Origin of the sequence: Aliarcobacter thereius LMG 24486 (assembly GCF_004214815.1) — a bacterium.
In the GTDB taxonomy this organism is placed as follows: domain Bacteria; phylum Campylobacterota; class Campylobacteria; order Campylobacterales; family Arcobacteraceae; genus Aliarcobacter; species Aliarcobacter thereius.
This window is the reverse complement of record NZ_CP035926.1, coordinates 1,673,572-1,695,884: the sequence shown is the minus strand read 5'-3', so window position 1 is coordinate 1,695,884 and position 22,313 is coordinate 1,673,572. Positions and strand designations below refer to the sequence as shown.

The window sequence follows — 22,313 nt, the reverse complement described above, 5'->3', positions numbered from 1 at the left end:
AAATACAAAAAAAGGTTTATTAGATGGAATTACTACTTGCTAGAAATGAATTAAAAGAAAAGCCTAAAAAGCTTCATCTTGATAAGATTAAAGAAGAGTTAAAAAAAGATTCTCAAAAAATATTTTACTTTGATAGAGATAACTCACATAAAGATATGATGTCTTTAGTAGAAGCTTTAGAAAAAGAGGGGTACAACATATATTTTAGAGAGATAAAATATGGATTAGCTGATGATGAATATATGTATGAGGTTCATGCTCTGTAATTTTGAGTGCTTAAAACTATGAGTAAAAAACTATTTATACAAACTTTAGGGTGTCAAATGAATGACACTGATAGTAAGCATATTCAAGCAGAACTTGAGAAACACAAGGATTATACAAAAACAGATAAACTTGAAGAAGCAGATTTAATTATAATTAATACTTGTTCAGTAAGAGAAAAACCTGTTCAAAAACTTTTTTCTGAAATTGGACAATTTAATAAAAAGAAAAAAGATGGTGCAAAAATAGGTGTTTGTGGTTGTACTGCTTCTCATTTAGGAAACGATATTATAAAAAGAGCGCCATATGTTGATTTTGTTTTAGGTGCTAGAAATATATCTAAAATAAAAGATGTTGTGGATATAAAAGGTGCTGTTGAGATTAGTATTGAAAATGATGATTCAAACTATGAATTTGCAACACCAAGTACAAATAATTATAGAACAAGTGTTAATATATCTGTTGGCTGTGATAAAGAGTGTACATATTGTATTGTTCCAAGTACAAGAGGAGAAGAGATCTCTATTCCACCTGAAATGATTGTTACACAAATTCAAAAAGCAGTTGACACAGGTGCTGTTGAAGTTATGCTTTTAGGACAAAATGTAAACTCTTATGGAAAAAGATTTAGTGATAAAAGAGCTAAATATAGCTTTACAAAACTTTTACAAGATATCTCAAAAATCGAAAAGCTAGAAAGAATAAGATTTACATCCCCACATCCTTTACATATGGATGATGAGTTTATTGAAGAGTTTGCAAAAAATCCAAAAATATCAAAATGTATTCATATGCCTTTACAAAGTGGTTCAACATCAATTTTAAAAGCAATGAAAAGAGGATATACAAAAGATTGGTTTTTAAATAGAGCTTTTAAATTAAGAGAACTTATTCCAGAATTAAGGATTACAACTGATATTATTGTTGCTTTTCCAGGTGAAAGTGATGAAGATTTTAATGATACTTTAGATGTTGTAAATCAAGTTAAATTTGATCAAATTTTTAATTTTAAATACTCTGCTAGACCAAATACAAAAGCTTTAGAGTTAAGTGATTTTGAAGTACCAAATGATATTGGAAGTGCAAGACTTGAAGAGTTAATAGAGATTCATAAAAGACATTTAGAACAAAGTATGCCAAAAATGATTGGTGAAACTGTAAATGTTTTAGTTGAAAGCCTTAAGCCAAATGGTGAAGTAAGTGGATATACAGATAATTACTTTTTGGTTTTTGCAAAAGGAAGTGATGAACTTTTAGGAAAATTTGTAGATATTAAGATAAATGAAGTTACAAGAACATCTTTAAAAGGAGTAGTTGTAGCATAATGTGGAAAAAGTTTAAAAAAAGATTTGCTCCAAAAATATTATATTACCTTGTAAAGATAATATATGCTACAAATAAAAAAATTTATCATCATCCAAAAGATAATGGAGAAACATTTATAATATCAATGTGGCATGCAGATTTAATGTCACAACCATATAACTACTTTGCATTTAAAAAAGATGGAATAGTAAGTGCTATGATTAGCGAAAATAGAGATGGTGAAATAATAGCAAAATTAGTCGAGAATTTTAATATAGGTGCTGTTAGGGGTTCTAGTTCAAAAGGTGGAGCAAAAGCACTTATAAATGCTTTAAAAGAGCTAAAAGCTGGAAATGAAGTTGCAATTACTCCTGATGGTCCAAGAGGACCTAGATATAGTATTGCAGATGGAATAGTTGTAATTGCTCAAAAAAGTTCTAAAAAGATTAGATGTTTTAATGCTATTCCTACAAGATATTGGCAATTTAACTCATGGGACAAGTTTATTCTTCCAAAGCCTTTTGGTACAATTAACTTTTATATTAGTGAAGCTTTTAGTGTTGAAAATATGGAGATTGATGAAGCAAAAACTCTTATAAAAGAGAAGATGATGATACACTCTTTAGATTAAAAATAGGAAATAGTGATGTTTAAAAAAGATACTCTGTTTATAAACCTTATAAAACAACAAAATCAGTTAAAAGTTGAACAAAAAAAGTTCAAAAGAGACAATATTGATAAAATATCAAGCTCTACATACTTAATTAATGAGGATGTAATACCTACAAATATTGCTACTAAAATAAATCAAATACAAGAAGATGGGAATGCTTATTCAAGTACACTTTTACTAAGTGATACTACAAAAATTGTTCCTAAAAAAAGTGCAAGAGTTAAAGATTGTACAATTTGTGATTTTGATTTAAGACATGATATTGTAGTTTTAGATACAACACTTTTTGAGACAAAGAATTTCTTTGCACCTTGTGGAATAGATTTTATCTATTCGGCATTTCATATTATGAAGCAACATATTATAAGACATAATTCAAGAAGTGAACTTCTTTTATTTATTTATAATAGCAAAGCATATATTCTAATAGTAGATAAACATAGTAATATTATTTTTAATGAAGTAGTTCCTCTTCTTAGTTTTGATACAGTTAAAAAAACTCATTTTTATGAAGATGATTTAGAAGGGCAAAAACTTTTTGATGAACTTTACTTTATGGAACTTAATAATTTAATCCAAAATGTTTTATTAAACTTTCATAAACAAAGAGAAGATATTTTTGTACAAAAAATATCTTTACTACTTCCTCTTAAAAATCTTTCGAAAGAGCAGATAAATACTTTAAGTCAAGAATTAAAACTAAAAATAGATGATTATGCTATTGATATTGATAGTGAGCTAGATATTTTAACTAAAGAGAATTTAGGTGCGAGTAGTTTTGTGAAACCAAGGATAAAAAAAGTTAAAAATGATCCTAGATATATTATTTTAATTTTCTTATTTGCAATACTTTTTTACGGTACATATTTTATACTTAAAGATATAAATTTTATTCAATTAGCTGAAAAACTAGATTTAATTAAAAGTGAAAAAACAGTAAAAATTGATCTTCCAAATCATATAGAAAACAATGAAAATATTATATTTAAGATAAAAAAAGTATTTGATACTATCCCTTCAAAAGTTACAATTAACTCATTTAAGATTGATAATAATAGTTTAGATTTAGAACTATTAGCAAAAGATGAAACAAATTTAAAACTACTTACTAGCTCATTAAATAATATTTATAAAGATTTTAATCTAAATAAGAAAGATGATAAAAATGAAGACTTTTTTGTAGATATATCTTTCAAAAAAGAGATAAAAGATGACAATATTTATAAAAATATAAATAAAATAGATTATCTAACAGATGAAGTTTTTGCTCTTGAAGATATTGAAGAACAATTAAAAACAATTTTAAAAGAGGGAAGTGAACTATCTTTTATAAAGAAAGATGAACTTAGTTTAATAAATAAGTTTACATTTCTAGTAAAAATGGAAATAGATAATCCAAATGAACTATTTGAGATTATATCAAAGATAAATAGTGAATTATATTCTATAAATATTACTTATCCGATTATTATTAAACAAAATGAAAGTGGATTATTAAGCGAGTTTTATATAGGATATTTTCAGAAAAAGAATTAGAATATTAAAAGTATATTAATTTTAATATACTTTTAATTCATTATAAATACTATCTCTTTCAACAGGTATAAATCCTGCATTCTTAATTAAATCAACAAATTCTAATTGAGCAATACCATTTTTACTAGCAGCTCCAGCTGCACTTTGTATTGATTCTTTTTCAATAGTTCCATCAACATCATTTGCACCAAATTCTTGAGCAATTAATGCTAGTTTTACAGTTGAGGTTGCCCAATAAGCTTTTATATTTGGGATATTATCAAGAAGTATTCTTGAAATTGCATAGGTTTTTAAGATTTCATTTGCAGTTACAGGTTCTTTTACTTTTAAGTAGTTATTTTCTGTTTGAAAAACAAGAGGAATAAATGCATTAAATCCATTTGTAATATCTTGTAAATCTCTTAATCTTAATATATGATCAACTCTATTTTCTCTTGATTCAATATGACCAAAAAGCATAGTTGCATTACTTTTTCTGCCTTTTTCATGCCAAAGTTTGTGTATTTCTAACCATTGAGTAGAACTTACTTTACCACCACAAATTCTTTTTCTTACTTTTTCATCAAAAATTTCAGCTCCACCACCTGGCATTGAATCAACACCACTTTCACACATAATATTGATTATTTCTTGATAGCTTAGATTATATTCAGTACTTAAAAAGTGGATTTCAGCAGCTGTTAAGGCTTTTATATGAATATCAGGAAAGTTTTTTCTTATTTTTTTAAATATATCCATATACCAATCTAAACCTGTATTTGGATTGTGAGCTGAAACAATATGCACTTCTTTAATTCCATTTTTAGAAGAGTTTTCAACTGTTTTTAGAATTTCTTCGTGGCTTAAAGTATATTGATTTGGATTTTTTCTTGTTGCACTATATGCACAAAATTGACAAACATCTTTACAAATATTTGTAGGATTTATATGTCTATTTATATTAAAATATGTTTTTTTACCAAATTTATCTGTTCTTATTTTATTTGCATAATGACCTAAAGTAATAACATCTAAATCAAAAAGTTTTACACCCTCTTCAAAATTTAATCTAGAACCATTTTCTAGTTTTTCTAATAAATCATTTTCTAAAATCATATTTTCCTACTTACAATCAATATCTTTTGTATATGTTTTATCATTTTGTTGGTAAATAAATCCTATACAATCTTTATTTAAAGTATTGTCATGAAAAACAAGCTTATAAACATAACTTTTTCTTTTTGTAATAGTATCTTCTACATTCATTCTATTTACAACTTTTAAAGCACTTATATCTTTGTGATCAAGTTGTTCTAAAACTTGTTTAAATTTCTCATTTTTTAAAGTTTGCATTGTATAAAAAACAAAAATACCTAAAACAATAAGAATAGAGATCATTATTACAGATCTTTTTGGTAATTTTCTAGTTTGATAATTCATTATTAAACTCATCTAAGGGTTTGAAAGAGCAATCGCTTCCATCATAAAAGTCAATTTTTCCATCTTCAATATCATAGTACCAACCATGAATTTGTAGTGTTCCTTCCTTAACTCTTCTTACAATATAAGGAAAAGTCAAAAGGTTTTCCATTTGATAAACAATAGAAACTTTTTCTGTGGTTCTATAAATTTGCTCTTTATTGTTTTTATCCATAGTTGCTAGAAGTGTATATTCTTTTGCTTTTTTTCCAAGCTCTAGCCATTTTTTAATATTTACTAAATCAGGAGAATCTCCTAAATCTTGATATAAACTTTTACAAGCTCCACAATGTGAGTGACCACATACAATAATATGTTTTACATTTAAAACATTTACAGCATATTCAATAACAGCACTTGTACCGTGAAAATCTTCATCAGGATTATAAGGAGGAACAAAATTCCCAACATTTCTAAGAGTAAACATATCTCCAGGTTTTGTATCAAGAACAAGCTCAGGAGTAACTCTACTATCACTACAACCTATAAAAAGAATATCTGGATTTTGTCCATCTTTACAAAGTTGTTTTAAATCTGTCTCATATTTAGAGAATCTGGCTTCTCTAAACTTTTTATTACCTTTGACTAAATCATTTATCTGCATTGAATTCCTTTATTTGTTTGCAAACTTCTATTAAATCTTTCTTTTTAATATCTATTTTGGCAATGAGCCTTAAAATTGCTCTTTTTACTGTTGGTTGTCTTATAGCACCAACTAAAAAATTGCTTTTTTTAAGCTCTTCTTGAATTGTTATAACTTTTTTATTATCATTTATATCTATTGGTATAATTAATGAATTACTTTCAATACCTAAGTAACTTTTGATTATATTTAAATTTTGTTTAATTTTTTGTTTTAATTTTTCTTTATTCTTTAAAATATAGTTTAAAGACTCATTTGCAAGTGCAATATCAAATAAACTAGGTGCTGTTGAATATATAATTGGTTTTGCTCTATTTTCTAAAAACTTTATAATGTTTTTTGAAGCTAAAATATATGCTCCATAAGATCCATAAGCTTTACCCAAAGTACCCATTTTTATGTGATTATCTTTTATCTTTATATTATAAAAGTCGTAGATACCTAAAAGATTATCACCAATAACTCCTGAACTATGTGCTTCATCTACTATTAAAAGTGCATTATAATTATCTGCTAAATCAAAAAACTCTTTTTTTGCAAGATTTCCATTCATTGAATATACACCTTCAATAGCAATGATTACTCTTCCATTATTTTGATTGTTTTTTAATTTATTTTCTAAATCTTTAAAGTTATTATGAGGAAAAAGGATAACCTGTGAAGGATTTAAAAGCTTAGTAGCCAAAATCCCACTTGCATGATACTCTTCATCAATAAAAAGAATATCTCCTTTTCTAACTAAACTTTCAATAAGTGAAATATTTGCTAAAAAACCATTTCCAACAACAATTCCATCTTCAAAACCATTAGCTTTGCAAAGTTTTTTCTCAAATTTATTATGAATATTTGAATAGCCATTTACTAAAATAGAAGCTTTTGGAGAGAAACAACTCTCTTTTTTAAGCTTTTTATAGGTTTTTCTTAATAAGCTTTTATTTTGTGCAAGACCTAAATAATCATTTGATGCAAGATCTTTTAAATCTTTATTAAATAATTTTCTAGATCTTGTTCTGTTTGATTTAGAAATGGCATTTAACTCTTTTTCGTACAATTTATTCTCCATAAGCAAAGATAGATAATATCCTAAAAATAGTATTAAAAACTTTAAATTGCTAGTTTTATGCTACTACAAAATAGTACAATTATCTTTGTATTTAAAAAGTACAATACAAAATGACTAAAGGTGTTTATTGCGACCTTCACCTTTAGTCTTAGATAGTAATATTTTCTACGAAACTTATATTTAAATCATCTACAATTATTGCATCTATACAAAAAGCACTATCTATTTTTTTTAATTGTAAATAATACTCTACACTTCTTTTTATTTTTGATAATTTATTTGGAGTTATATTTGCTACTGCTTGATCGTAATCTATTCCAGATTTTACTTCACAAAAGTGATAAACACTATTTTTCTTTGCAATTATATCAATCTCACCAAGTTTTTTTGCATAAAAATTTGTTTCTATTATTTCAAAACCATTCTCTTTTAAAAAGAAAATAGCCCTTTTTTCTGCAAAATCACCTTTTTCTCTGCTCATTAACCTACACTTGAATTAAAATTTAAAATCTCTATTAAATCGTTCTCTTTTGGTAAATAACTATTCCATTCACATTTTTTAACTATATTCATATTTACTGCACAAGCTATTGATTCACTTGTATTATTTAAATTATTGATTATCTCTTCAAGAGATAAATTATTTTTTATATTTTTTTCTTGTCCATTTATAATTAATTTCAAACTCTTTCAACTCATCCTTCTAAAAATTGGGGAGCAATTATACTCATTTTGTTCTTAATAGATAGTTTTATATAATTGTAACTTCTAAGTAATAAAATAAAGAGTATAATATCACATTTTAAAGGAGACCAAATGGAAAAAAAGACAAAAATTTTAGCAACACTTGGACCAGCTAGTAATAGTTTAGATATGATTGAAAAGTTAATAAAAGCTGGTGCTAATATGTTTAGATTAAACTTTTCTCATGGTAGCCATGAGTATCACAAAGAGAGTATAGATAATATTAGACAAGCTATGAAAAATTGTGGAACAAGAGTTGGTATTTTACAAGATATTTCAGGACCAAAAGTAAGAGTAGGTGAATTAAAAGAGCCTTTTAACTTAGTGGCAAATGATACTGTAACAATAATCGAAAAAGAGATTGTAGGATATAAAAAAGCTGAAGGTGAATATATTGTATCTATAAATCATCCTGAGATTTTAGGAAAGATTAAAGTTGGTGAATTTATATATTTATATGATGGAATTATTAGAGCAAAAGTTATAGATGTTAAAGATGGTATCAAAACAAGAATTGAAAATCATGGAACACTAAGCTCAAGAAAAGGTGTAAATTTCCCAAATACAGTAATAAATATTGATGTAATTACAGAAAAAGATGAAAAAGATATCGCTTGGGGAGTTGAAAATCAAGTTGATTATTTTGCTATCTCTTTTGTTCAAAATGCAAATGATATGAAAAGAGCTAGAGAGCTTTTAAATGGATATAATGGAAAACTAATAGCAAAAATTGAGAAATTTGATGCTGTTTCTAATATAGATGAAATTATTGAACAAAGTGATGGAGTAATGGTTGCAAGAGGTGATTTAGGAATTGAAGTTCCATATTATGAAGTACCAACTATTCAAAAAATGTTAATTAGAAAAGCAAATGCAAAAGGTGTTCCTGTAATTACAGCAACTCAAATGCTTTTATCGATGACTCAAAATGAAAGAGCAACTAGAGCTGAGATTTCAGATGTTGCAAATGCAGTTTTGGATGGAACTGATATTGTAATGTTAAGTGAAGAGAGTGCTGTGGGAGATAATCCTGAAAATGTTGTTGAAACTATGAGCAATATTATTACAAAAACAGAAGATATTTTTAATCATAAAAAAAGAGATCACTTACCATATTTAGATGAGTTTGATGTAATTCAAGCAACGGTTACAAAACTTGCTGATGATATGAATGCTGATGGAATTTTAGCTATGACAAGTAGTGGAAACTCTGCAAGAAAAATGTCAAGATATAGACCTAAAACACCTATATATACATTTACACATAGCAAACCTGTTTTAGGTGCTTTAACAGCATTCTGGGGAGTTGTTCCAGTTGCATCTATAAAAGAAGCACAAGCATCAAAAATGATTCAAAAAATGTTAAGAACTTTACAAAAAAATAAAATCTTAAATAAAAATGGAATATATATTGCAACTATTGGATATCCTGTTGGAATTCCTGGAAGTACAAATACAATTAAAATATTAACTCCAGGTGAGATAGAGTTTTATTTGAATTTTAAAGAGAATAGAGAAAGAATTAAAAATAAAGATAATAAATCATCTGATAATATAGAAGAATAAGCTTTAAGAAGAACTATTTTAAATAGTTCTTCTATTTATTATAAATCTCTTCATAACTATACATTCTTGAAGTAACTTTTTCTAAATACCCTTTTGTTTCATCATAAGGAAGATTCTTTAAAAGATGATTATATACATCTTTTGAAGACATTTTATTTATAATTTGAGCTGCTTTAGATATATTTGTTGTTTTAGAAAAAGCTTTTGCAACATTTCCTGCACCTGTATTATAAGCTGCTATTGCACAATATAATCTGCTCTCTTTATCTTTGATTTTTGAAAGATATTTGAAATATAGCATATGTAAATAAGCTGTTCCCATAGTTATATTATTCGTTGAATTGTATAGATAATTGTCACTTACTAATTTCTCTTCATTGTATAAAAGCTCATAAACATCTTTTCCTGCACTTGATGGAACTATTTGCATAAGCCCAAATGCTGGAATATGAGATCTCGCTTTTGGATTATAAGCACTTTCAGAATGAATAACTGCAAAAATTAAACTTCTAGGAATAGATCTTATTTTTCCTTGTTTAGTAACCTCTTTTTCATACTCTTTTGATTTATTTATCATAGTTTGATTTGGCATTGGAACAATTACACTATAAACTTTTTGATTAGGTATTTTTGGACTATTATGAACTTTTATAGATTTATTATTTATATTACTATTTGAAAAACTATTTAACTCTTTTTTAGATGGTTTTTTCCCAAATATTGCATCACTTAAAATAGATTCATTTTTAAATGAACTATCTATAATTTTATTTGATTTTTTAATAGAAGAGAGCTCTTTTTCAAAGGGGTCTATCTTATTGAACTCTTTAGTATCAATACTTACAAGTATATTTAGCTCTTTTCTTAAATTTTTAACTGCTTCATCATAAGAACTTGCAATAGTTTCAACTATAATTTCTTCATTCTCAAAGTTTATTTCACCTCTTGTTTTTCTATCGTTTGTATAATTAATCAATGATTTTGCTGATGGCATTTTTGGATTTTCCCAAAGCTTAGATATATTATTTTTAAAGTCATTAAATATCTTTTGTTGGGCTTTCTTATAATTCTCAAAATCTCTTAGTGCTTCTTCTTTATAAGAGTTATGCTTATTTAAGGTCTGTTTCTTTTCTAGATTAAAATTATTTTGTTTTTCAATAAATTCATTTTTTGATTTTTCATAATTATGTGAAATTTCAGCATACAAAATAGTAGAACTTATTAAAATAAATAGTATAGCTTTCATAAAAGAGGTATCCTTAAATATAGAAAAGTTTAAGCTTTTAATTCATTATATCAGCAGGTGCGTAAACTTCCCCTTTCATAATAATTCTAGCACTTCTGCTCATTGTAGCTTTATCAACTATATATTTTCCATTTTCTTTTTTAATTACTGCTCCAACTTTTAGCGTTCCTGATGGATGTCCAAACTCAACAGCAGATTTTTCTCCACCACCACTAGCAAGATTTACTAAAGTACCTTCTATACAAGCAGCAACTCCAATAGCAACTGAAGCTGTTCCCATCATTGCATGATGAAGCTTTTGCATAGATAAAGCTCTTACATGAAGATCTATTTCATCTGCTTTTACTTCTTTAGCACTTGAAGTAGTAAAATCAGATTTTGGTGCAACAAAAGCAATTTTTGGAGTATGTTGTCTTGTTTCTGCTTCACTTAAATCAGATATTAAACCCATTTTTAATGCACCATAAGATCTTATTTTTTCAAATCTAGCTAAGGCTTGGGCATCACTATTTATATCTGATTGAAGTTCAGTTCCTTTATATCCAATATCACTTGCATTTAAAAATATTGTTGGAATTCCTGCTGTTATCATAGTTGCTTTAAATGTACCAATACCAGGAACTTCTAAATCATCTACTAAATTTCCAGTAGGAAATAGCTCTTCACTTGGATCAACAGGCTCTGCAAATTCTAAGTTTATCTCTTGGGCAGGAAATGCAACACCATCAATATAGTAATCACCCATCTCTTTTACTTTTCCATCAATCATAGTAACATAGCAAAGAATTGTTTTTTTGATATTTGCTTGCCAAATTCTTACACAACAAACACCATTTTGTGGAACATTATCCACAAGTCCTTCATGAATTGCAAAAGGACCAACTGCTGAACTTAAATTTCCACAATTTCCACTCCAATCCATAAAATCTTTATCAATAGCAACTTGTCCAAAATAGTAATCAACATCATGGTTTGGAACAGTTGATTTACCTACAAGAATAGCCTTAGAAGTACTTGAAGTTGCTCCTCCCATTCCATCCATTTGTTGTTTATAAATATCAGGACTTCCCACTATTCTTTGAAGAAGTTTATCTCTTTTTACTTTGTCTTCTTGTGCTTCTTTTGGAAGATCTGCTATATTAAAAAATGTTCCTTTTGAAGTACCACCTCTCATATATGTTGCTTTTACTCTTATTTGCTCTTGGTATGCCATTTAAATTCTCCTAATTTTAAAACTTTTTAAAGAAATTCTATAATATCTTTAAAAAATATTAAAAACTAGTGAAACAAAATGTTTCACTAGTTAAAAGAAATTAATTGTTCTCAGCAATAACATCTTTTGCAAATTTTTGTAGAATTCCACCAGCTTTGTAAACTTCTACTTCAGCACTTGTATCAAGTCTACAAGTTACTTTAAATTCTATTTTCTCTCCATTAGCTCTTGTCATAGCAACTGTTAATTCCCCTCTTGGTTCAATATTACCAAGAATATCAAATGTTTCAGTTCCTACTATATTGTAAGTATGTCTTGTTTCTCCATCTTTAAATTGTAAAGGTAAAACACCCATTCCTACTAGGTTCGTTCTATGAATTCTCTCTATACTTTCAGCGATTAAAACTTCAACTCCTGCAAGTCTTACACCTTTTGCTGCCCAATCTCTTGAACTTCCTTGTCCATAGTTTGTACCAGCAACTATTATTAGAGGTTGTTTTCTTTGCATATAAGTTTCTATTGCTTCCCACATTCTTGACTCTTTACCATCTGGCATAATTGTTGTCAAGCTTCCTTGTTTAACATTTCCATTTTCATCTTTTACCATTTCATTAAATAGTTTTGGATTTGCTAAAGTTGCTCTCAAAGCAGTATTATGATCTCCTCTATGTGTAGCATAAGAGTTTAAATCTTCTAATGGTAATCCCATTTTTAAACAATACTCTCCAGATGCACTTTTTGCTTGAATAGCATTTGATGGTGATAAGTGGTCTGTTGTAATATTATCAGGGAATACTCCAAGTGGTCTTAAGCCTTTAAGAGCAGGCATTTTCATAAATTCATCTTCCCAATATGGTGGTTTTTGAATATATGTTGATTTTGCATCCCATTTATAAAATGGCTCAGCAGCTTCTCTTTTCCCATCTCTTGCAAACATTGGATCATAGATTTTTGCAAACATCTCTGGTTTTACAGATTTGTAAACAATTGCATCAATCTCTTCATCACTTGGCCAAATATCTTTTAATCTTATATCATTACCATCTTTGTCTTTTCCTAAAACATCAGTTTCAATATTAAATCTAATACTTCCAGCTAATGCATAAGCAACAACAAGTGGAGGAGAAGCTAGAAATGCTTCTTTAATAAATGGATGAATTCTTCCATCAAAGTTTCTATTTCCTGATAAAACAGCTGTCGTGTAAACTCCACTATCAGCAGCTTCTTTCTCAAGTTTTGGATCAAGTGCACCACTCATACCATTACAAGTTGTACATGCAAATCCAACAATACCAAAACCTAGTTTTTCTAATTCACTTAAAAGACCAGAATCTTTTAGATATAGTTCAGAAACTTTTGAACCAGGTGCTAATGATGATTTAACCCATCTTTTTCTTGTAAGACCAAGCTCATTTGCTTTTTTAGCAACTAAACCAGCTGCAACAACATTTCTTGGATTTGAAGTATTTGTACATGAAGTAATAGCTGCAATTAAAACTGCACCATCTGGCATTACATCATTTGAAATTGTTATTTTTTTTGTAATTCCTTCAGCATCTAATGTTGAAGTAGGTACAAGTTTATGTGGCTTTGATGGACCTGCTAAACTTCTTGTAACTGTTGATAGATCAAATTCAATAGTTCTAGCATATGTAGCTTCTGCTAAACTATCAGCCCATAATCCATTTGCTTTTGCATATGTTTCTACAAGTTTTACTTGCTCAGGAGTTCTTCCTGTGATTTTTAAATAATCAATAGTTTTATCATCAATAGCAAACATTGCTGCACTTGCTCCATATTCAGGAGTCATATTAGAAATAGTCGCTCTATCACCTAAATCTAAATATCTAATTCCACTTCCATAGAATTCTAAATATGCAGAAATTACATTATTTTCTCTTAAAAATGATGTTAATGCTAATGCAATATCAGTTGCTGTTATTCCAGCGGCTCTTACACCTTTTATTTCAACTCCAATTATTTCAGGAACTCTCATATAAGATGGGTTTCCAAGCATTACATTTTCAGCTTCAAGTCCTCCAACACCAACTGCAATTACTCCAAGAGCATCAACATGAGGTGTGTGTGAATCTGTACCAACAAGAGTATCAGGACTTGCAATACCATCAATATTGTGAATAACTGGTGACATTTTTTCAAGGTTTATTTGGTGCATAATACCATTTCCTGGAGGAATAACATCAACATTATCAAATGCCTTTTTTGTCCAGTTTATAAAGTCAAATCTATCAGCATTTCTTCTATCTTCAATATCTCTATTCTTTTGAAATGCATCTGGATCAAATCCACCACATTCAACAGCTAATGAGTGGTCAACGATTAGTTGAGTTGGAACAACAGGATTGATTTTTTGTGGGTCAACACCTTTACTTGCAACTGCTTCCCTAAGACCTGCAAGATCAACAAAAGCTGTAAGACCTAGAATATCATGACAGATAACTCTACTTGGATACCAAGGAAAATCTCTATCTGTTCTTTTTTCTATTAATTGAATTAAAGACTCTTTTAAATCTGCACTAGGGCATTTTCTTAAAAGGTTTTCTGCTAATACTCTTGATGTGTAGTTAAGTTTAGCAAAAGAACCAGTTTTTATATCTTCAACTGCACTTTTTACATCATAGTATTTAACATCTAAACCATTTAATTGTTTAAGATATTTTTCATTTGTCATTTTATTTTTCCATTTTTATATATTTTTAAATTTGAAGTATAAATTTAGGTCATTTTGACCTAAATTAAATTATTTTCTCTCTTCTAAAGGAACATAAGCTCTTGGTTCTGGTCCAGTATAGTTTGCTGATGGTCTAATTATTTTTCCATCTTCTCTTTGTTCAATAACGTGTGCACCCCATCCTGTAACTCTTGCAATAATAAATATTGGAGTAAACATATCTGTTGGGATTCCCATTTGGTTATATGAAACAGCAGAGAACCAGTCAAGATTTGGGAACATTTTCTTTTGATCCCACATAACTTCTTCAAGTCTTGCAGCTACATCATACATTAACATATTTTTATTTTCTTCAGATAGCTCTTTAGCAACTTTTTTTATAACTACATTTCTTGGATCTCTTGTAGCATAAACAGGGTGTCCAAATCCAATTATAATCTCTTTTTTAGCTATTCTTTCTTTGATATCTTTTTCTGCTTCATCAGCTGATGAATATCTTTCTTGAATTCTAAATGCAACTTCATTTGCACCACCATGTTTTGGACCTCTTAATGCTCCAATAGAACCAGTAATACAAGAATACATATCTGAATTTGTTCCAGAAATTACTCTTGAAGTAAAAGTTGAAGCATTAAACTCATGCTCAGCATATAAAATTAAAGATACATGCATAGCTTTAACCCAAGATTCTCTTGGTTTTTCACCATGTAGTAAGTGTAAAAAATGTCCACCAATTGTATCATCATCAGTTACAACATCAATTCTTTTTCCATTATAAGCAAAGTGGTACCAATATAAAAGCATAGAACCAAAAGATGCCATTAATTTATTTATAATATCTTGTGCAGCTTCTTTTGGATGAGATTCATCTTCTTGATTTAATGCACCAAGAACTGAACAACCTGTTCTCATAACATCCATAGGATGACAGTTTTTTGGTAATTGTTCTAATGCAACTTTTACACCTTCTGGAATATCTCTAAAAGATTTAAGTTTTGCTTTATATGCTTTTAACTCTTCTTTATTTGGAAGCTCACCATGAACTATTAAATATGCAATTTCTTCAAATTCAGCTTTTTCAGCAAATTCTAAAATATCATATCCTCTATAATATAAATCATTTCCTGTATTTCCAACTGTACATAATGCTGTACTTCCAGCTGCAACACCTGAAAGTGCAACAGATTTCTTTGGTTTAAATTCTGTACTTGTAGTACTCATAACTTCTCCTTAGTTTGATTTTGAATAAATAAGAGAAGCTAATTACTTAGCTTTTCCTCTTGAAAATAGATCGTCCATTTTTTGTTCATATGAGTGGTAATTTAACATATCATATAATTCCATTCTTGTTTGCATTGTGCTAATAACACTCTCTTGAGTTCCTTTATCTTTTAACTCTTGGTAAACATTTAATGCAGCTTTATTCATAGCTCTAAATGCTGAAAGTGGATATAAAACCATAGCTATTCCAACACTTGCTAACTCTTCAGTTGTAAACAGTGGAGTTGCTCCAAATTCTGTAATATTTGCTAAAACTGGTACAGAAATAGCATCAGTAAACTCTTTATACTCTTTTAGTGTATGTACAGCTTCAGCGAAAATAGCATCAGCACCAGCTTCAACATAAGCTTTAGCTCTAGCAATTGCAGCAGCTTGACCTTCACTTGCGTGAGCATCTGTTCTTGCAATAATATAAAAATCAGGGTCTAACTCTTTTTTAGCATCAACAGCAGCTCTGATTCTATCACACATCTCTTCAGTTGAAACTAGTTCTTTATTTGGTCTATGCCCACATCTTTTTGCAGCAACTTGATCTTCAATATGCATTCCAGCTGCACCACTTCTAATAAAATCTTTTACAGTTCTAGCAACATTAAACGCATGTCCCCAACCTGTATCAGCATCAACTATTAATGGAGTATCACAAATTCCTGTAATTCTTCTAATGTCAATACAAACATCTTCTATCATTGTCATACCTAAATCAGGTAAACCATAAGAAGCATTTGCAATTCCACCACCACTTAAATAAATAGCTTTATGTCCCACTTTTGTAGCTTGTAAAGCTTGGTAAGCATTAATTGTTCCAACTATTTGTAGTGGACTTGAAGCTTTAAGAGCTTCTCTAAATTTTTTTCCTGCACTTGTCATATCTATCCTTTAAAAGTATTGTTCAAATATTATATCAACTTTGTTTTCTTTTGTATGTACTAATTATATTTAGAGATTACAATAATTTGTACATTTTATATAATATGTATAATATTTGTATTTATGTAAGATTATTGTACAATATTGGTAAATATTATTAAAGGTAGCTTATGAGTTTTAAAAATTCAATAGATAAATTTATAGAGATTTATAATAGATCAAATCTTAGTATATCTAAATTTGCATCAATTTTAAACAAAGATAGAAGAACTATTACTTCGTGGATTGATAGGGTAAGTAGTGTAGAAATAAATAGTGAAATCCAAAATAAAATTTGTAAAGAATTTAGATATCCTGAGTATATTTGGGAAGATGCTTGTAGTGGTGAAGAGTTTTTAAAATCAATTACTTCTATTCCACAAAAAGAGGTAAGAATAATTGATGAAGATTATACAGGAAGATTAAAATATATAATAGAACATGAAAAAAATAGAAGATTTGTAATTCAAGCACAATTTCCAGGACCAATGTATAGAGATAGTGCTGTACGAAAAGTGTACAAACACTCTACAAGTTTAGATATTGAAGAGTTAAAACAAGAAAGAATTGATCAGATGTTAAGATATGATTATGATACAACAGAGTGGTATTCAATAAAATCAATTCTTAGCTTCTGTTTTGCAAGTATTGGAAACTTTTTTACAAAAGATGAAAAGATAAAGATTTTGGAACTTATGTATGAACTTTTCAATAATAATTACAACAAAAAGCTATTTTTCTTTGATTCTTTTTCAAGAAAAATATATGGAATGGAGACAACATATATATCTATAAATGTAAAAAATAAAATACTCTTTTTTAAATCTCCTATTGAATCGGTTTTTATTGAAATAAGAAACAAAAATTTGGTTGAAAGAATGCATAAATATTATAGCTCTCCAATAGAAGCTCCATCTCATGTGAATTTCTTAGAATCAGTTAAAATATTAAAAATATTGCAAGAAGCTTTAAAATACAACAACACAATAACTCAAGCATATGAGACTATAAATCGAGAGACAAATTATGGAGAGTTGTTTTACAATAATTTGAGTATAGATTTACAAAAAAATGTAACAGTACCAAAAAGTGGACAAAAAAGAAACTAAAATATTAGAAAAATGCTTTTAAAATCTGTGATATAATCGAAAATTAAAAAGGAGAAATAAGATGAAAATAGTGATTTTAGATAGAAAAACTTTGGGATTTGATATAGATGTATCAATTTTTGATAAATTTGGTGAAGTTATATCTTATGATGTAACAAAAGCAAATGAGACAAAAGATAGAATAAAAGATGCAGATATTATTCTTACAAATAAAGTTTATGTAGGAAAAAATGAACTAGAAAATTCAAAAGTAAAACTTATTTGTATAACAGCAACAGGAACAAATAATGTTGATTTATCTTATGCAAAAGAGTCAAATATTGAAGTTAAAAATGTAGCTGGATATTCGACTTCTAGTGTTGTTCAACTTGCATTTTCTATGATTTTTTATTTTGTACAAAAATTAAACTATTATAAAAAATATGTAGATGAACAAAACTGGCAAGAAAGTGATACTTTTACTCATATTGATATGCCTTTTTATGAACTTGATGGAAAGAAAGTTGGAATAATTGGACTTGGAGAGATTGGAAGAGATTTTGCAAAAAAAGCACTTGCTTTTGATTGTGAAGTTGTTTACTACTCTACAAGTGGACAAAATCAAAATAGCTCTTATAAGAGTGTTAGTTTGGAAGAGTTACTTAAAACTTGCGATATTATATCTATTCATGCACCATTAAATGAGAAAACAAAAGATTTATTAAAATATGAAGAGTTAAGTTTATTAAAAGATGGTGCTATTTTATTAAATTTAGGTCGTGGTGGAATTATAAATGAAGCTGATTTGTCAAAAATATTAGATGAAAAAGAGATATTTTGTGGACTTGATGTTGTAGGAAAAGAACCAATAGAAGATAGTAATCCACTATTAAAAGTAAAAAACAAACAAAGACTTCTTTTAACTCCACATATTGCTTGGGCAAGTGTTGAAGCTAGAAATAGACTTATAGAAAAAGTTGCATTAAATATAGAGAGTTTTTTAAAAAATTAAGGTTATAAAGTAAGAGTTAATCTAATAAAACTCTTACTTTGTTCATTCCATAAATTATAGAAAAATCTTCTATTAAATTTGCAAGTTCAATCACCTCTTTATTTTTCATTCTAATACAACCAGCACTTACATTGTATCCCAATGTTTTTTCATTTAAAGTACCGTGAATCCTATATGTAGCATTTCCATCAACAATATGAGAAAGATTTAGTTTAGCTTCTCCCATATAGTTATATTTATGCCCAGGAGGAACAACATCAGGTAAAGTTATTCCTCTTTTTTCAAAGCTTTTTTTAGTATCAGATGTTGGGTACCAAACAGGATTTAAAGAGATTGCTGTAATAGTTCCTTCTCCTTGAGGTTTTTTAATACTATTTTTACCAGTTGCAACAATATAAGATCTTAAAAGATTTTCTTGATTATTTTTCCTTGAAAATAGCTCCATAATATTTGTTTTTGAATTTACTTTTATTATTAATTCATCAAAATCAAAACTATTTAATGCTCTTTTTCTATATCTTAATTCATTTTTAGGTGATTTTTGTTTATCAAACTCTTTTAAACTAATATTGTATAAATCTTCTTCTATGTTATTGTCTATATTTTTATCTAAATCTATAAAATAGTTTCCTAAATTAAACTTTTCTACAATCTCTAAAGATATATTTCTAGGAAAAGCTCCTTGGGCTTTTATGTAGTTTGAAGTTGATTTTATATCAAAACTTGCATCTTTTCTATTTTTGTAAATATTTAAATTTGTATAATATTTATCATTTTCTTTTACAATAAATGCTTTTTGTTTTTGAGTTTTTAGAACTCTATCTTGACAAGCTTTAGCATAATCTAAAGTGCTTGTAGTACAAATTGCTATTGTATAATATTCATCTTTTGCAAAAATAGAAGAAGCTAATAATATAGCAAATAAAAAAATAAATTTCATTATGAATCCTGTTTATATAATATTTTATGTTAGAATAGTGGCTATTTTAAAGTTTTTAAGGAAAATATATGTTTAAAGCAGATGATTTCTTGGAATTAAACTCTAGGTTTATTACAAATTGTAAACCTTTTTTGAAAATAATTACACTTTTTCTAATACCAGCTTTGATTTATGCTCTGGTTCTTTTGTGTTTTTTTGATTATTTACCTTTAAAAATTGAGCTTCATACAGTTATTTTAATTGGAGTTATATTTTTTATATATCTATTTTTTATACCACATAATGCATATTTTGTATCTTGTAAATTTAAAAATAGTTTTAAAGATTTAAAAGAAAAGTTACTTATTTATACAAATAACAATCTTCTTACAATTGATGAATCAATAAAAGCAAATGGAAGTGCAGAAGACTTTTTAAAAGATTATACAAGTAGTTTAAGAAATAGTAATTTCTCAAATATTGCAAGTGGAATTTTCCCAACTTTAGGAATACTTGGAACTTTTATATCAATTGCACTTACAATGCCAGATTTTACATCTTCAAGTACGGCTATTTTGGATATGGAAATTACAAAACTTTTAGGTGGAGTTGCTACTGCTTTTTATGTATCAATCTATGGTATTTTCTTATCTATTTGGTGGATATTTTTCGAAAAATTTGGAATAAGTAGATTTGAAAAAGATAGTTTTATTATAAAAGATAGTACAAAAAAACTTTTTTGGACAAAAATTGATATTGAGTCAATTCATATAAAAAGTAATATTGATAATTTTTCAAAGATAAATGATATTTTTAAAGAGTTAACTTCAAGTAAAGTTATGCAAACTTTAAATGAATCAATAGAACAAAGATTTGAAAATCTTGAAAGAGTTTTAGAAAAAGAGCAAAATTTATCAAATAAACTTGATAAAAATATCTCAAATTTTGAGAATCTTTTAAGCAGTGCAGAGAGTTTAAATTATAAGATTAGAAATCAAAATGATGTATTTATGGATATGTCAAAAGAGTTAAACAAAAATATTGTAGAACTAAATTCTCATATGAATAATTTAAGTAGTGAAAATCTAAAAGCAATATATACAAATATTGTAAAAAGTATTGAAACTATGAAAAGTGATATAGAAAAAATTGAATGGAAATATAAAGAGGGATTAAAAGAGTCTCTAAAACAAATAGATGAACAAACTACTTCGATAGTTAAAAACCTATCAATATTTAAAGATTTATCAAAGTAATAAAATGTATAAAAAGAATGAAGAAAAAGAGGAAAACTTTTGGATATCTTATGCAGATTTAATGGCTGGATTATTATTTGTTTTTATATTAATAGTTGCTTTGATTGTAATAAAATATATTCATACAGAAAATACTTTAGTAAATAGTGAAGATAGAAATTCAAAACTTATTAATAAATTAAAAGATATTGAAACTACAAATTTAGAATTAATAGAACAAATTAAAAATATAGAAAAACTTTATTCTCAAACTTTAAAGAGTTTGGAAAATAGCGATGAAAATCTAAAAATAGTTTTAAATGAGCTAGAAAATCAATACAATCAAAATCTTCAAAAAGAGGAAGAACTTGAAAGTATAAATATTCTAAATGAGAAATTACTTGCAAATTTAAGTGAAAGTTCAAAATTAAATCAAGATTTAGAGAGTAAATTAGATAGAAGTTTGGAAGAGATTATATTAAAAGATCAAAATATATTAAAGCTAAAAGATGAGTTTGAACTAGCAAAAGATAAGATAAAAAAACTAGGTGGAATAAAGCTTGAACTTATCTCTAAAATAAAATTAAAACTTAAAGATGCTGTAAATATAGATGAAAAAAGTGGAGCTATAAAATTCTCTTCAAATATTTTATTTGATAAAAATTCATTTGCCTTAAAAAATGAATCAAAAAAAGAGTTAAGCGGAGCTTTAAAAAGATATTTTGATGTTTTATTAAAAGATGAAGATATAAAAAAATATATAGAAACAATAACAATTGAGGGATATACTGATAGCGATGGAACTTATCTTACAAATTTATATCTATCACAGAAAAGAGCTTTAAGTGTAATGCAGTTTTTATATGATGAAAATATTGTTGAAAAAGAGCTTTTAAATAGTTTTGTAAGTTCAAGTGGAAAATCATCTTCAAATTTAGTTTATGATTCAAAGAGTATTGAAGATAAAGATGCTTCAAGGAGAATAGAGATTAAATTTACTATTAAAAATGAAGAGGCTATAAAAGAACTTCAAGATTATTTTAAAAAGAGTGAAAATGAAGATAACAAATAGTATTTATAGTCCAAAAAATCTTGAAGAGTTAGCAAAACATATCAAAAAGAGTTTAGATGAGAAGAAAAAAGAGAGTAAAATAATTAGACTCTCAAAAAAAATATTTAATAAAAAATAGAACTACTTCTTAATATTAAATTTTTCTTCTAAATCTTTTAATTCATCTGCATTTTCTTGAGCTTTTTTTACTACTTCTTCAAAAGCAAAGCCTTTTTGTATTATTTCATAAAGCCTAGGTTTATTTTTTTTCCAATTTCTTAATGTCATTGGAGTAACATTTATTATTCTTGCGATATCTTGTTGTGTTAATTTCATAGTGCGAATTCTAATACAAAGAAAATATAAATAAAATTCACAAACTATTTGCCTTATATGTCATTATAAAGATAATAAT

23 protein-coding genes are annotated in these 22,313 nt (G+C 27.3%); 10 read left to right on the top strand and 13 right to left on the bottom strand.

What is annotated here, in order from left to right:
• Positions 1–23 precede the first annotated feature (23 nt).
• The 4 genes from ATH_RS08730 to ATH_RS08715 are packed head-to-tail and all read left to right on the top strand — an operon-like array spanning position 24 to position 3,778.
• The gene (locus tag ATH_RS08730; protein WP_066180819.1) at positions 24–266 is read left to right on the top strand and encodes an HP0268 family nuclease; all 243 of its coding nucleotides are present in this window, start codon (positions 24–26) and stop codon (positions 264–266) included.
• Positions 267–284: 18 nt separating this feature from the next.
• Entirely contained in the window at positions 285–1,589 is a 1,305-nt protein-coding gene (miaB, locus tag ATH_RS08725; protein WP_066180822.1) for a tRNA (N6-isopentenyl adenosine(37)-C2)-methylthiotransferase MiaB, read from the top strand.
• Positions 1,589–2,200: a lysophospholipid acyltransferase family protein gene (locus ATH_RS08720; RefSeq protein WP_066180826.1), complete on the top strand. Its 612-nt coding sequence runs from the start codon at positions 1,589–1,591 to the stop codon at positions 2,198–2,200. The genes miaB and ATH_RS08720 overlap by 1 nt, the downstream gene beginning before the upstream one ends.
• Positions 2,201–2,215: 15 nt before the next feature.
• The gene (locus tag ATH_RS08715; protein ID WP_066180829.1) at positions 2,216–3,778 is read left to right on the top strand and encodes a hypothetical protein; all 1,563 of its coding nucleotides are present in this window, start codon (positions 2,216–2,218) and stop codon (positions 3,776–3,778) included.
• Positions 3,779–3,799: 21 nt separating this feature from the next.
• Here the strand turns inward: ATH_RS08715 and mqnE are convergent, their stop codons facing one another.
• The 6 genes from mqnE to thiS all read right to left on the bottom strand — a co-directional run bounded on the left by mqnE (position 3,800) and on the right by thiS (position 7,626).
• Positions 3,800–4,873, bottom strand: coding sequence for an aminofutalosine synthase MqnE (mqnE, locus tag ATH_RS08710; protein ID WP_066180831.1), 1,074 nt, complete (start codon positions 4,871–4,873; stop codon positions 3,800–3,802).
• Positions 4,874–4,879: 6 nt separating this feature from the next.
• Positions 4,880–5,197: a hypothetical protein gene (locus ATH_RS08705; protein ID WP_066181779.1), complete on the bottom strand. Its 318-nt coding sequence runs from the start codon at positions 5,195–5,197 to the stop codon at positions 4,880–4,882.
• Positions 5,181–5,840, bottom strand: a complete 660-nt coding sequence (locus ATH_RS08700) for a carbonic anhydrase (protein WP_066180834.1) — start codon at positions 5,838–5,840, stop codon at positions 5,181–5,183. The genes ATH_RS08705 and ATH_RS08700 overlap by 17 nt, the downstream gene beginning before the upstream one ends.
• The gene (locus ATH_RS08695; protein WP_171017433.1) at positions 5,827–6,930 is read right to left on the bottom strand and encodes an aminotransferase class I/II-fold pyridoxal phosphate-dependent enzyme; all 1,104 of its coding nucleotides are present in this window, start codon (positions 6,928–6,930) and stop codon (positions 5,827–5,829) included. The genes ATH_RS08700 and ATH_RS08695 overlap by 14 nt, the downstream gene beginning before the upstream one ends.
• A gap of 160 nt (positions 6,931–7,090) precedes the next feature.
• A complete protein-coding gene (locus tag ATH_RS08690) occupies positions 7,091–7,423 on the bottom strand; it encodes a YraN family protein (protein ID WP_066180842.1) in 333 nt (110 codons plus the stop codon).
• Positions 7,423–7,626 (bottom strand): sulfur carrier protein ThiS, encoded by a 204-nt coding sequence (thiS, locus tag ATH_RS08685; protein ID WP_066180846.1) that lies wholly within the window; start codon positions 7,624–7,626, stop codon positions 7,423–7,425. Before thiS ends, ATH_RS08690 begins: the two co-directional genes overlap by 1 nt.
• A 132-nt stretch (positions 7,627–7,758) precedes the next feature.
• On the opposite strand from thiS, the gene pyk reads away from it, so the two are divergent.
• Entirely contained in the window at positions 7,759–9,252 is a 1,494-nt protein-coding gene (gene pyk, locus ATH_RS08680; RefSeq protein ID WP_066180849.1) for a pyruvate kinase, read from the top strand.
• A gap of 31 nt (positions 9,253–9,283) precedes the next feature.
• On the opposite strand, the gene ATH_RS08675 is transcribed toward pyk, so the two are convergent.
• From ATH_RS08675 to prpB, 5 genes are all read right to left on the bottom strand, one after another.
• Positions 9,284–10,498 (bottom strand): murein transglycosylase domain-containing protein, encoded by a 1,215-nt coding sequence (locus ATH_RS08675; protein WP_066180853.1) that lies wholly within the window; start codon positions 10,496–10,498, stop codon positions 9,284–9,286.
• A 37-nt stretch (positions 10,499–10,535) separates the two neighbouring features.
• Positions 10,536–11,711 carry a 2-methylaconitate cis-trans isomerase PrpF gene (prpF, locus tag ATH_RS08670; RefSeq protein ID WP_066180856.1) on the bottom strand — a complete coding sequence of 392 codons (1,176 nt, stop codon included), beginning with the start codon at positions 11,709–11,711 and terminating at the stop codon, positions 10,536–10,538.
• A 100-nt stretch (positions 11,712–11,811) separates the two neighbouring features.
• Entirely contained in the window at positions 11,812–14,403 is a 2,592-nt protein-coding gene (acnD, locus tag ATH_RS08665) for a Fe/S-dependent 2-methylisocitrate dehydratase AcnD (RefSeq protein ID WP_066180859.1), read from the bottom strand.
• A gap of 69 nt (positions 14,404–14,472) precedes the next feature.
• Positions 14,473–15,624: a bifunctional 2-methylcitrate synthase/citrate synthase gene (prpC, locus tag ATH_RS08660; RefSeq protein WP_066180862.1), complete on the bottom strand. Its 1,152-nt coding sequence runs from the start codon at positions 15,622–15,624 to the stop codon at positions 14,473–14,475.
• A 42-nt stretch (positions 15,625–15,666) separates the two neighbouring features.
• A complete protein-coding gene (prpB, locus tag ATH_RS08655) occupies positions 15,667–16,554 on the bottom strand; it encodes a methylisocitrate lyase (protein ID WP_066180865.1) in 888 nt (295 codons plus the stop codon).
• 170 nt (positions 16,555–16,724) lie between these two features.
• Between prpB and ATH_RS08650 the strand changes: the two genes are divergently transcribed.
• Together ATH_RS08650 and ATH_RS08645 are read left to right on the top strand one after the other, a co-directional pair.
• Positions 16,725–17,702: a hypothetical protein gene (locus tag ATH_RS08650; RefSeq protein ID WP_066180868.1), complete on the top strand. Its 978-nt coding sequence runs from the start codon at positions 16,725–16,727 to the stop codon at positions 17,700–17,702.
• A 61-nt stretch (positions 17,703–17,763) separates the two neighbouring features.
• Entirely contained in the window at positions 17,764–18,693 is a 930-nt protein-coding gene (locus ATH_RS08645; protein ID WP_066180875.1) for a D-2-hydroxyacid dehydrogenase, read from the top strand.
• A gap of 16 nt (positions 18,694–18,709) precedes the next feature.
• On the opposite strand, the gene ATH_RS08640 is transcribed toward ATH_RS08645, so the two are convergent.
• Entirely contained in the window at positions 18,710–19,633 is a 924-nt protein-coding gene (locus ATH_RS08640; RefSeq protein ID WP_066180877.1) for a L,D-transpeptidase, read from the bottom strand.
• Between the two features lie 68 nt (positions 19,634–19,701).
• On the opposite strand from ATH_RS08640, the gene ATH_RS08635 reads away from it, so the two are divergent.
• The 3 genes from ATH_RS08635 to ATH_RS10035 are packed head-to-tail and all read left to right on the top strand — an operon-like array spanning position 19,702 to position 22,037.
• Positions 19,702–20,868 carry a MotA/TolQ/ExbB proton channel family protein gene (locus ATH_RS08635; protein WP_066180880.1) on the top strand — a complete coding sequence of 389 codons (1,167 nt, stop codon included), beginning with the start codon at positions 19,702–19,704 and terminating at the stop codon, positions 20,866–20,868.
• Positions 20,869–20,872: 4 nt separating this feature from the next.
• Positions 20,873–21,919 carry an OmpA family protein gene (locus ATH_RS08630; protein WP_066180883.1) on the top strand — a complete coding sequence of 349 codons (1,047 nt, stop codon included), beginning with the start codon at positions 20,873–20,875 and terminating at the stop codon, positions 21,917–21,919.
• Complete coding sequence (locus ATH_RS10035) at positions 21,903–22,037, top strand: hypothetical protein (protein WP_257122326.1); 135 nt, start codon at positions 21,903–21,905, stop codon at positions 22,035–22,037. Before ATH_RS08630 ends, ATH_RS10035 begins: the two co-directional genes overlap by 17 nt.
• Before the next feature lie 2 nt (positions 22,038–22,039).
• Here ATH_RS10035 and ATH_RS08625 read toward each other — a convergent pair whose 3' ends face one another.
• Positions 22,040–22,234 (bottom strand): hypothetical protein, encoded by a 195-nt coding sequence (locus ATH_RS08625; protein ID WP_066180885.1) that lies wholly within the window; start codon positions 22,232–22,234, stop codon positions 22,040–22,042.
• Between the last annotated feature and the right edge of the window lie 79 nt (positions 22,235–22,313).

Bases quoted from the DNA above. Each gene is read 5' to 3' on its own strand.
- ATH_RS08630 (WP_066180883.1), top strand. From the start codon at position 20,873: ATGTATAAAAAGAATGAAGAAAAAGAGGAAAACTTTTGGATATCTTAT.
- miaB (WP_066180822.1), top strand. From the start codon at position 285: ATGAGTAAAAAACTATTTATACAAACTTTAGGGTGTCAAATGAATGAC.
- prpB (WP_066180865.1), bottom strand. From the start codon at position 16,554: ATGACAAGTGCAGGAAAAAAATTTAGAGAAGCTCTTAAAGCTTCAAGT.
- pyk (WP_066180849.1), top strand. From the start codon at position 7,759: ATGGAAAAAAAGACAAAAATTTTAGCAACACTTGGACCAGCTAGTAAT.
- acnD (WP_066180859.1), bottom strand. From the start codon at position 14,403: ATGACAAATGAAAAATATCTTAAACAATTAAATGGTTTAGATGTTAAA.
- ATH_RS08700 (WP_066180834.1), bottom strand. From the start codon at position 5,840: ATGCAGATAAATGATTTAGTCAAAGGTAATAAAAAGTTTAGAGAAGCC.
- ATH_RS08625 (WP_066180885.1), bottom strand. From the start codon at position 22,234: ATGAAATTAACACAACAAGATATCGCAAGAATAATAAATGTTACTCCA.
- ATH_RS08675 (WP_066180853.1), bottom strand. From the start codon at position 10,498: ATGAAAGCTATACTATTTATTTTAATAAGTTCTACTATTTTGTATGCT.
- ATH_RS08635 (WP_066180880.1), top strand. From the start codon at position 19,702: ATGTTTAAAGCAGATGATTTCTTGGAATTAAACTCTAGGTTTATTACA.
- ATH_RS08650 (WP_066180868.1), top strand. From the start codon at position 16,725: ATGAGTTTTAAAAATTCAATAGATAAATTTATAGAGATTTATAATAGA.
- ATH_RS08645 (WP_066180875.1), top strand. From the start codon at position 17,764: ATGAAAATAGTGATTTTAGATAGAAAAACTTTGGGATTTGATATAGAT.
- ATH_RS10035 (WP_257122326.1), top strand. From the start codon at position 21,903: ATGAAGATAACAAATAGTATTTATAGTCCAAAAAATCTTGAAGAGTTA.
- mqnE (WP_066180831.1), bottom strand. From the start codon at position 4,873: ATGATTTTAGAAAATGATTTATTAGAAAAACTAGAAAATGGTTCTAGA.
- ATH_RS08705 (WP_066181779.1), bottom strand. From the start codon at position 5,197: ATGAATTATCAAACTAGAAAATTACCAAAAAGATCTGTAATAATGATC.
- ATH_RS08720 (WP_066180826.1), top strand. From the start codon at position 1,589: ATGTGGAAAAAGTTTAAAAAAAGATTTGCTCCAAAAATATTATATTAC.
- prpC (WP_066180862.1), bottom strand. From the start codon at position 15,624: ATGAGTACTACAAGTACAGAATTTAAACCAAAGAAATCTGTTGCACTT.
- ATH_RS08715 (WP_066180829.1), top strand. From the start codon at position 2,216: ATGTTTAAAAAAGATACTCTGTTTATAAACCTTATAAAACAACAAAAT.
- ATH_RS08640 (WP_066180877.1), bottom strand. From the start codon at position 19,633: ATGAAATTTATTTTTTTATTTGCTATATTATTAGCTTCTTCTATTTTT.
- ATH_RS08730 (WP_066180819.1), top strand. From the start codon at position 24: ATGGAATTACTACTTGCTAGAAATGAATTAAAAGAAAAGCCTAAAAAG.
- prpF (WP_066180856.1), bottom strand. From the start codon at position 11,711: ATGGCATACCAAGAGCAAATAAGAGTAAAAGCAACATATATGAGAGGT.
- ATH_RS08690 (WP_066180842.1), bottom strand. From the start codon at position 7,423: ATGAGCAGAGAAAAAGGTGATTTTGCAGAAAAAAGGGCTATTTTCTTT.